We start from the raw sequence: 8,003 nt of genomic DNA on the forward strand, positions 1-8,003 counted from the left end.
CAGCGCGGCATCGTGGCAGTCGGCGCGGGCGATCAGGGGCGCACTGCGCGCCGCAATCAACCGCACAGGGGCTTCGAACACCTGGGCGAAGCGCACATCGAACCAGATGCTGCTCGACATCAGCTGCACCACCAGCGTGCCGCTGACCATGATCAGCAATAGCTGGCCGAACAGGGTGCGCGGCCACAGCCGGCGAAGCCAGCGCACCTCAGGCATTGGCCTGGTGCTGGCCGATGGTCAGCAAGTAGCCTTCGTTGCGGATGGTGAGGATTTGCGCGGCCCCGTCCGGTGCGCGCCGCAGGTGCTGGCGCAGGCGGCTGACGCACATGTCCACCGAGCGGTCATCAGGCATGTGGTCGCGGCCAAATGCGCTGCGCGTCAGCTGGTCGCGGGAGACCACGCGGTTGTTGGCCTCCAGCAACTCGCGCAGCACCCGGTAGTCGGAGCGTGGCAGGGGCAGGGTCTGGCCATCGGGGCGCGTGAGCAGGCGCTTGACGTGCTCCAGGCGGAAGCCGGCGAACAGTTGTGCGTCGGCCCCTGCAGTGCCCTGCGCCTGGGTTTCCAGGCGTTGCGGGCGACGCAGCACCGCCTTGATCCGGGCAATCAGCTCGCGTGGCTCGAAAGGCTTGGCCAGGTAATCGTCGGCACCCACCTCCAGGCCGATGATGCGGTCCAGCGTGCTGCCTTTGGCCGACAACATGATCACCGCCAGCCCGGGCGTGGCCTGCAATTGGCGACAAAGGCTGAGCCCGTCTTCGCCGGGCAGCATCAAGTCGAGTACCACCAGATCCACCGTGTGCCTGGCCAATTGCGCGCGCATCTGCTCACCGTCGGCCGCCTCCAGCACGTTGTAACCAGCGTGGGCCAGGTAATCACAAAGAAGTTCGCGGATCTCGTCGTCATCGTCGACGACCAGCAGGGTCGTGCTCATGCGGAAAACACCTGTCGGGTGAGGCCCAGGGGCGCTCATTACATTCAATTACATCCCCGTACATGTCGGGTCTGGCGCCGGGAGGGCCGATCCCTAGAATCCTAACAAAAAATCATCTGCAAATACGAAGCCTTCCCAAATGAATCCCTACAGCATTCCGAACGCGCTCACCCCCACCCTTGCAAACGACAACCGCCTCAAGCCGCTGGCCTTCTGCATTGCCGTGGCCATCAGTGGTGGTGCCATGGCCGCCGACAGCCAACCCCTGGAGCTGGACGCCACGCAAATCGAAGACAGCGCGCTGCTGCCCGCCGACGCTGCAGGCCAGCTGGGCTACACCGTCGAGAGCACACGCAGCTCCACCGGCCTGAACCTGACGCCACGGCAGACCCCGCAGTCAGTCACCACCATCACCCGCCAGCAGATGGAAGACCGCGGCATCCACACCATCGAACAGGCCCTGGAAACCACCCCAGGGGTAACAGCCAACAAGTCCGAAGTGGGCGGGCGTACCGATTACCGCGCCCGTGGCTATTCGATCAGCAACTGGAAGGTCGATGGCCTGCAGACCCAAGGCGGTTCTGACTTCAGCGGCAGCGGCAATGCCCTGAACATGGACCTGTACGAGCGCATCGACATCGTGCGCGGGGCCAACGGCCTGCTTGGCGGCACCGGTGACCCTTCGGCCACCGTCAACCTGATCCGCAAGGCGCCGACCAAGACCTTTGGCGGTAGCGCCTACGCCACCTACGGCAGCTGGGACAAGCGCCGCCTGGGTGCCGACCTCAACCTGCCACTGTCCGAGGACGGGCGCCTGCGCTCGCGCTTCGTGATGACCCAGCAGGACGCCAACTCGTTCCGCGACAACCAGTCAGACCGCTCTCGCGCGGCGCTGGCCAATTTCGAATTCGACCTGGACGACGCCACCACCCTCGGTGCCGGCTACCAGTACGAGTACAACAAGGTGGTGGGTGGCGGCTGGGGCGCGAACATTCCGCTGTGGTACCGCGACGGCAGCAAGACCGACCTGCCACGCAGCACCAACGTGGTGCCCAGCTGGAGCTTTGGCGAGTACACCACCCGCACCGCTTTCGGCTCGCTGCAGCACCGCTTCGACAACGACTGGACGCTGGACCTGAAGGCCTCCCAGGCCACCACCGAAGCCCTCAACCACCGCGGCCTGGCCAAGGTGAACTCGGCAGGGCGCGGCACCTATGGCGGCTACTGGGACCAGGATGGCAGCGGCGCCGTACTGAACGGCCTGCACAGCTCCACCGACACCACCCAGCAATCGGCGCAGATCGACCTGTCTGGCCCATTCCAGCTGTTCGGCCGCACCCACCAGGCCATGGTGGGCTATAACGACAGCCGCACCGTGGGTTGGTCGCCGCAGTACACCTGCACCATGGTGGGCGACGGCATGGCCAGTGCACCGGCGTTGGGGTGCCAGTTCCGCGCCAACAACGGTTTCCCGGTCACCGATTGGCACAACGGCGTGGATGACGACTACGGCCTCATCGCCTCGCGCACCGGCCTGCACAGCAAGACCACCACGCGCTTGCAGGGCATGTACGCCGCTACCCGCCTGAGCATTACCGACCCGCTGTCGGTGATTGTCGGCGTGCGCACCAGCAACTACGCGTCGGTGACCCGTAGCGTGGCCGGCGAGCGCAGCAGCCAGGAAGAGAACGGCATCGTCACCCCATACCTGGGCGCGGTGTACGACCTCAACGACACCTACTCGCTGTACGCCAGCTACACCGACATCTTCACCCCGCAAACATCGGAAACCGTGAGCGGCAGCAAAGTCGAGCCGATTCGTGGGCAAAGCTATGAAACGGGTATCAAGGGTGAATGGTTCGACGGCCGCCTGAACGCCTCGGCAGCGTACTTCCGCACCAAGCAAGAAAACAAAGCCGTGCTCGATGGCGACCTGACCACCCCGACCGGTGCCAGCGCCTATAAGGCCGGCTCGGGTGTGGAAACCGACGGTATCGACCTGGAAGTGGCAGGCGCGTTGACGCCTGAATGGAACGTGTACGCCGGCTACACCTACCTGCACTTCCGCCGTGTCGACAGCGACGGCCGCAGCGACCCGTCGCACCTGTTCAAAGCCTCCACCACCTACCGCCTGAGCGGCCCGCTCGACCGCCTGACCGTAGGTGCCGGTGTAACAGCGCAGAGCAATATCCGCGCTATTTCCAGCCCTGCAGGCCAGCCGGTCAACGGCGTGAGCAGCGGTGCAACCGATGTGAACTGGTCGGGTTATGCCATCTGGAACGCCATGGCCAAGTACCAGGTGACCGATGCCACCAGCGTTACCCTCAACGCCAACAACCTGTTCGACAAGCACTACTACACCCAGTACGGGTTCTATGCCGGCGGCATCTACGGTGACCCGCGCAACCTGTCGCTGACGGTAAGCACTGCCTTCTGATATGCAGGGGCGGCCTTGCGTCGCGGTGGGGCACGCAGCGCCCCACCGGCTTCAGGCCCAGCTTCAAGCAATACCGGGGCTGCACCGCAGCCCTGTCGCGCCTCGAAGGTGAAGAGGTACAGGAGAGCTCCGCATGAATGACCCTGGGTGTTCCATGCCGAAGACTAGAATTCGCCCCTGAGCGTCAGCATGTAGTTGCGTGGGTCGCCATAGAAGTTGCCATTCGCTGCACTGGAAACCGTCTGGTAGTAGCTTTTGTCGAACAGGTTGTTGGCATTCAGCGACACCGTCCAGTGATCGTCCACGCGGTACTTCAGCAGGGCATTCCACACCGCGTAACCACTTTGCTTGTAATCGAAGGGAATTCCGGTTTCGACCACTGTGCCAGCGCCATTTACCCGCACGGTTTCACCGCTGACATAGGTGGCGCTTTGCAGATCGACCCCTCCGCCGACGGTCCAGTCCGAAAACTCCCCGGGTAGCTGGTAGGTTGTCCACAATTTGAATTGGTGCTTGGGCGTGATAGTGCTCAACGCCGTGCTGTCGGTCCGGTTCTTGTTGTAGTTGTATACATAGCTGGCCATCAGATTCCAGTCCTTGCGGATTTCGCCTGTTGCCTCCAGCTCGATCCCCTTGCTGACGACCTCACCCTCGTTCACGTAGCAGCAGCTGCCGCCATACAACACTGATTCCCTCGGGTAGTTGGTGTCCTCTACCGCGCCGTTCTCGCGCTTGGTGTAGAACACGGCAAGGCTGGTATTCAGGCGGCCGTCCAGCAGTTCGCCCTTGATGCCCAGCTCGGAAGTCTTGCCTACCAGCGGTTCCAGCACCTGGTTACTGCCCAGCGGCCCACTCAGGTAGCTTTGCTGGGGCTTGAATATCTTCGAATAGCTGCCGTACAGCGACCATTGGTCATCAAGGTCATAGATGGCGCCAAAGTACGGGACGAAGCGCGTAGGTTCGCGCATGTCGATGTCGCTTTGCACCACGCCCGCGTTGGTGTACACCTGTTCGAAGTGGTAGCGGGCCGCCCGGCCACCCAGGATCACCTTCAGCGGGTCGGTCACCTGCAGCGTCAAGCGCCCGTACAAGCCGTACTGCTCCTGGGTGTTGGGGCTGTAGTCGCGCGGGGTTTCCAGCGAAATAGTGGTGGGTTTCCAGTAACCCGGGTCGAACACGTTGATCGGCACGCCGGTACCGGTGAAAACACCCGAGCCCTGCCAGCGGCTGGTCACGCGTTGGTAATCTGCGCCCAGCACGAACTGGTGCTCGCGACCGAAGGCATCGAAATGCCCAGATAGATTGCTGTCGATCAGGTCCTGGCTGGTGGAATAGACGTTGTAACTGGCGCGCCACACAGGCCCTGCCAATGTCACCGGGTTGACCGCGTTGCCCGATACCGCAGCCAGTGCCTCACCGGCATCGCGGGTATTGGTGTACGACACGTTCAGCTTCCAGTCGTTGTCGAAATAGTGGTCGACCTTGGTGAAGATCTCCTGGGAGATATTGTCCATGTAGGACCAGTTCTGCCCGAGGTTGGTGTGCCGCGCCAGCCCGATGTCAGCACCGGTGGTGTAACGTGGCAGGCCCAGCGACGAGTTGGAGTGAGTGCTTTCGTACATGCCGCCCAAGGTGAAGATGGTCTGCGGGCCCAGGTCCACCTCGACCACGCCGTACACCGTGGGCTTCTGCGTCGCCAGTTTGTCGGTAAAGTACTGGCGGTCGGTATACGCCGTGACCAGGCGGCCGCGTACGTTGCCGCTGTCGGTCAACGGGCCGGTGAGGTCGACTTGCGAACGGTAGTTGTCCCACGAGCCGGCGGCGGCCTCGAATTTCAACTGGAAGTCCGACAGTGGGCGCTTGCGCACCAGGTTGATGACGCCACCCGGGTCACCTACACCACCGAACAGTGCACCGGCGCCACGCAGCACCTCGACATGGTCGAATTCGACCAGGTTGTACAGCCGTCGCGAGTAGAAGCTGGTGGCTACCGACGACAGGGCCATGGGGGCGGCGCCGTCGATCTGGATGCTGTCGATGTTGAAACCGCGCGAGTAGAACTCGTAGGTGTCGCTGGTGGTTTTCTGCACCGTCACCCCAGGGGCCATCTTCAGGGCATCCTGCAGGCTGGTCACGCTGCGGTCCTCGATCAGCTGGCTGGACAATACCGATACCGCCTGTGGCGTGTCGCGCAGGCTGGTTGGGGTCTTGGACCCTACGCTCACCGCCCCCGAGGTGTACGACCCGGTGTTCTCGGTCATTTCGCCCATGCCCTGGCCGCTTACCAGCGTGCTGCCCAGCTCCAGCGCCGTGCCGCCGGTGGTGACTACCGGGTTCAGCATCCAGTTGCCGTTGGCCGTCTGGCTTGCACCCAGGCCCGAGCCCAGTAGCAGCTGGTTCAGGCCCTGCTCGACGGTGTAACCGCCGTGCAGGGCGGTTGCGTACTTGCCACGGACCAACGCAGGGTCAAACGACAAATTGATCGAAGCCGCCTGTGCGAACGCATTAAGCGATTGCTCCAGCGCGCTTGCCGGCAGGTCGTATTGGTGTACTGCGTTCTGTTCGGCGTATACCGAGCAAATCGGCAACGCAACGCAGGTAGCGCTGGCAAGCAATACGCCATGCAGCGCAATCGCAAGGCGAGTCCTGGGTACAGGGCGGGGTGTGAACGCAGATGACATGTAAATCGAGCTCCATTCGTTGGCAGGGTCTTTTCCCTGTTAGCCGAAGTGCTCGGAAAAACCCGCAGCGTGAAACGCGCTTTTCTTGCAGAAAATGCTCAACGCGCCACGACGCGACGCCATAGCCTGGTCACGCCCTCGACTTTGACAGGCATCGAGCCCGCCAGCGCATCCAGGGCCAGGTCGATATTATCGAGCTGGAACACCCCGGAAACTTTCAGCCCGGCCACCTCTGGCGCACAGCCCAACCAGCCCCGCTGATAACGCCCCAGTTCGCTGACCAGCGCTTGCATCGACAGGCTGCGTGCGACCAGTTGGCCACGTGTCCAGGCGCTGGCATCCATTTCGCCAGGTGGTAGCTTCATGCAGCGCCCGGCGCTAATCGCGTACTGCTCGCCTGCCGAAACCACTTGCTGCTGCGTGGCCAGATGGATGGCCACTTTGCTGTGTTCGACCGCAAGCCGCGTAGTGGAGGCGTCCTGGCGCACTGCGAAGGCAGTGCCCAGCGCCTGTAACCGCGCTTGCGCGGTGTGCACCCAGAAGCTGCGGCGGCCGCTCGGCGAGCCTTCGTCAGGGCCTGTGTCGATGAATATCTCGCCCTGCAACAGCCTGATCAGCCGCTGGCTGTTGCTGAACACCACATCGACGGCGCTATTGGTATTGAGCTGCAACCGGGTGCCGTCGGCGAGCACCACCTTTCGCCGCTGGCCCACGGCGGTGCTGTAGTCCGCGCCCCAGCGCCTGACCGTGTCCTGGCCGTGCCAGCCCGTCGCGCCAATGATCAGGCCGGCACCCAACACTTGAAGCAGCCGCCTGCGGCCTACCTGCCGATGTTGCATGCGCTCCAGGGTGTCGTGGGCAACGCCCCCGGGTACTCCTGACAGGCTGGCGAGGTTACTGAGCGTTGATTCATTGCTCTGCAGCGCCTGCCAGGCCACTTCATGCAAAGGGTGCAGCTTGCGCCAGTGCAGGCAACCCTGCATTACCTGTGCGTCGGCGTAGCCGGAATGCAGGCGCACCAGCCACATGATCGCCTGATCGAGCACTTCGTCCGGCAAGTCGGGGCGGGCAGCGCTGGTCATGAAGCGGCGAAATAGCAGTGGCGGATGGCCTTGGCCATGTAGCTTTCCACCGACCGCAGGCTGACACCCAGTTGCAGGGCGATTTCCTTGTAGCCCAGGCCGTCCAGGCGTGACAGCAGGAACGCCTTGCGCACTTTGGGTGGCAAACCGTCGAGCAGGGCATCCACCTTGGCCAGTGTCTCCAGCAGGATCATCTGGGCTTCGGGGGAGGGCACCAAGGGTTCAGGCAGATGGGCAATGGCGTCCAGGTAGGCCCTTTCCACCCGGTCACGGCGGGCGCGGTCTATCACCAGGGCCCGGGCGATGGTGCTCAGCCATGCGCGGGGCTGATGCACGTCCTTGAGGCGGTCGGGCTTGCCCAGGACATTGACAAAGGTGTCCTGGGCCAGGTCTGCAGCATTGTCACCTTGGCGCAAGCGCTTGCGCAGCCAGTCGACGAGCCAAGCGTGGTGCTCGGCGTAGAGGGACTGGATATCTGTTGGCGCGGTAGGCGAAGCGGGTGGTGAGGACACTGCGGACCTTGGGCTCAAATAGGAATGCGGATGAGAATTCATCGCATCTTAGCTGGGGTTGGCCGGGAATGACAAGGTGTGGTGAGGGGTGAGGGTTTCGCTGGATGACCTATAGCCTTGAGTTCTATGCGCGGGCGTTCAAGGAATGGCAAAAGCTGGGGGATACGGTCCGGCAGCAACTCAAGAAAACACTCGCCTCGGTTTTGCTGAACCCCAGGGTTGAGGCGTGTGGGGACTTTTCTTGATGGTCAGAGAGTGCGCCAATTGAGATTGCTGGGGATACTGCGCAGCCCATCGCGAGGCAAGGCTCCTGCATTGGTCGGTGGTGGGCACATATCTGCGGCTCGACACCGCCCGACA

5 protein-coding genes and 2 pseudogenes are annotated in these 8,003 nt (G+C 63.0%); 2 read left to right on the plus strand and 5 right to left on the minus strand.

Annotated features, from left to right (window positions below; genetic code table 11):
* A pseudogene (locus tag APH30_RS25155) lies at nt 1–216 on the minus strand (two-component sensor histidine kinase); the annotation flags it as partial.
* On the minus strand, nt 209–931 hold the full coding sequence (locus tag APH30_RS25160) for a response regulator (RefSeq protein WP_054914073.1): 723 nt from the start codon (nt 929–931) through the stop codon (nt 209–211). The gene APH30_RS25160 and the pseudogene APH30_RS25155, both read right to left, overlap by 8 nt.
* Before the next feature lie 139 nt (nt 932–1,070).
* Between APH30_RS25160 and APH30_RS25165 the strand changes: the two genes are divergently transcribed.
* The gene (locus tag APH30_RS25165; protein ID WP_054914074.1) at nt 1,071–3,368 is read left to right on the plus strand and encodes a TonB-dependent siderophore receptor; all 2,298 of its coding nucleotides are present in this window, start codon (nt 1,071–1,073) and stop codon (nt 3,366–3,368) included.
* Between the two features lie 164 nt (nt 3,369–3,532).
* Here APH30_RS25165 and APH30_RS25170 read toward each other — a convergent pair whose 3' ends face one another.
* The 3 genes from APH30_RS25170 to APH30_RS25180 all read right to left on the minus strand — a co-directional run bounded on the left by APH30_RS25170 (nt 3,533) and on the right by APH30_RS25180 (nt 7,643).
* Nucleotides 3,533–6,049, minus strand: coding sequence for a TonB-dependent receptor (locus APH30_RS25170; RefSeq protein WP_256222130.1), 2,517 nt, complete (start codon nt 6,047–6,049; stop codon nt 3,533–3,535).
* A 98-nt stretch (nt 6,050–6,147) separates the two neighbouring features.
* The gene (locus APH30_RS25175) at nt 6,148–7,131 is read right to left on the minus strand and encodes a FecR domain-containing protein (protein ID WP_054914075.1); all 984 of its coding nucleotides are present in this window, start codon (nt 7,129–7,131) and stop codon (nt 6,148–6,150) included.
* Nucleotides 7,128–7,643: a sigma-70 family RNA polymerase sigma factor gene (locus tag APH30_RS25180; protein ID WP_177333793.1), complete on the minus strand. Its 516-nt coding sequence runs from the start codon at nt 7,641–7,643 to the stop codon at nt 7,128–7,130. Before APH30_RS25180 ends, APH30_RS25175 begins: the two co-directional genes overlap by 4 nt.
* A gap of 104 nt (nt 7,644–7,747) precedes the next feature.
* On the opposite strand from APH30_RS25180, the pseudogene APH30_RS25185 reads away from it, so the two are divergent.
* Nucleotides 7,748–7,870 (plus strand): annotated as a pseudogene (locus tag APH30_RS25185) (type II toxin-antitoxin system RelE/ParE family toxin); the annotation flags it as partial.
* Nucleotides 7,871–8,003: the final 133 nt, after the last annotated feature.

It is taken from the genome of Pseudomonas sp. NBRC 111127, assembly GCF_001320345.1.
Taxonomy (GTDB): domain Bacteria; phylum Pseudomonadota; class Gammaproteobacteria; order Pseudomonadales; family Pseudomonadaceae; genus Aquipseudomonas; species Aquipseudomonas juntendi.

Bases quoted from the DNA above. Each gene is read 5' to 3' on its own strand.
- APH30_RS25160 (WP_054914073.1), bottom strand. From the start codon at position 931: ATGAGCACGACCCTGCTGGTCGTCGACGATGACGACGAGATCCGCGAA.
- APH30_RS25165 (WP_054914074.1), top strand. From the start codon at position 1,071: ATGAATCCCTACAGCATTCCGAACGCGCTCACCCCCACCCTTGCAAAC.
- APH30_RS25170 (WP_256222130.1), bottom strand. From the start codon at position 6,049: ATGTCATCTGCGTTCACACCCCGCCCTGTACCCAGGACTCGCCTTGCG.
- APH30_RS25175 (WP_054914075.1), bottom strand. From the start codon at position 7,131: ATGACCAGCGCTGCCCGCCCCGACTTGCCGGACGAAGTGCTCGATCAG.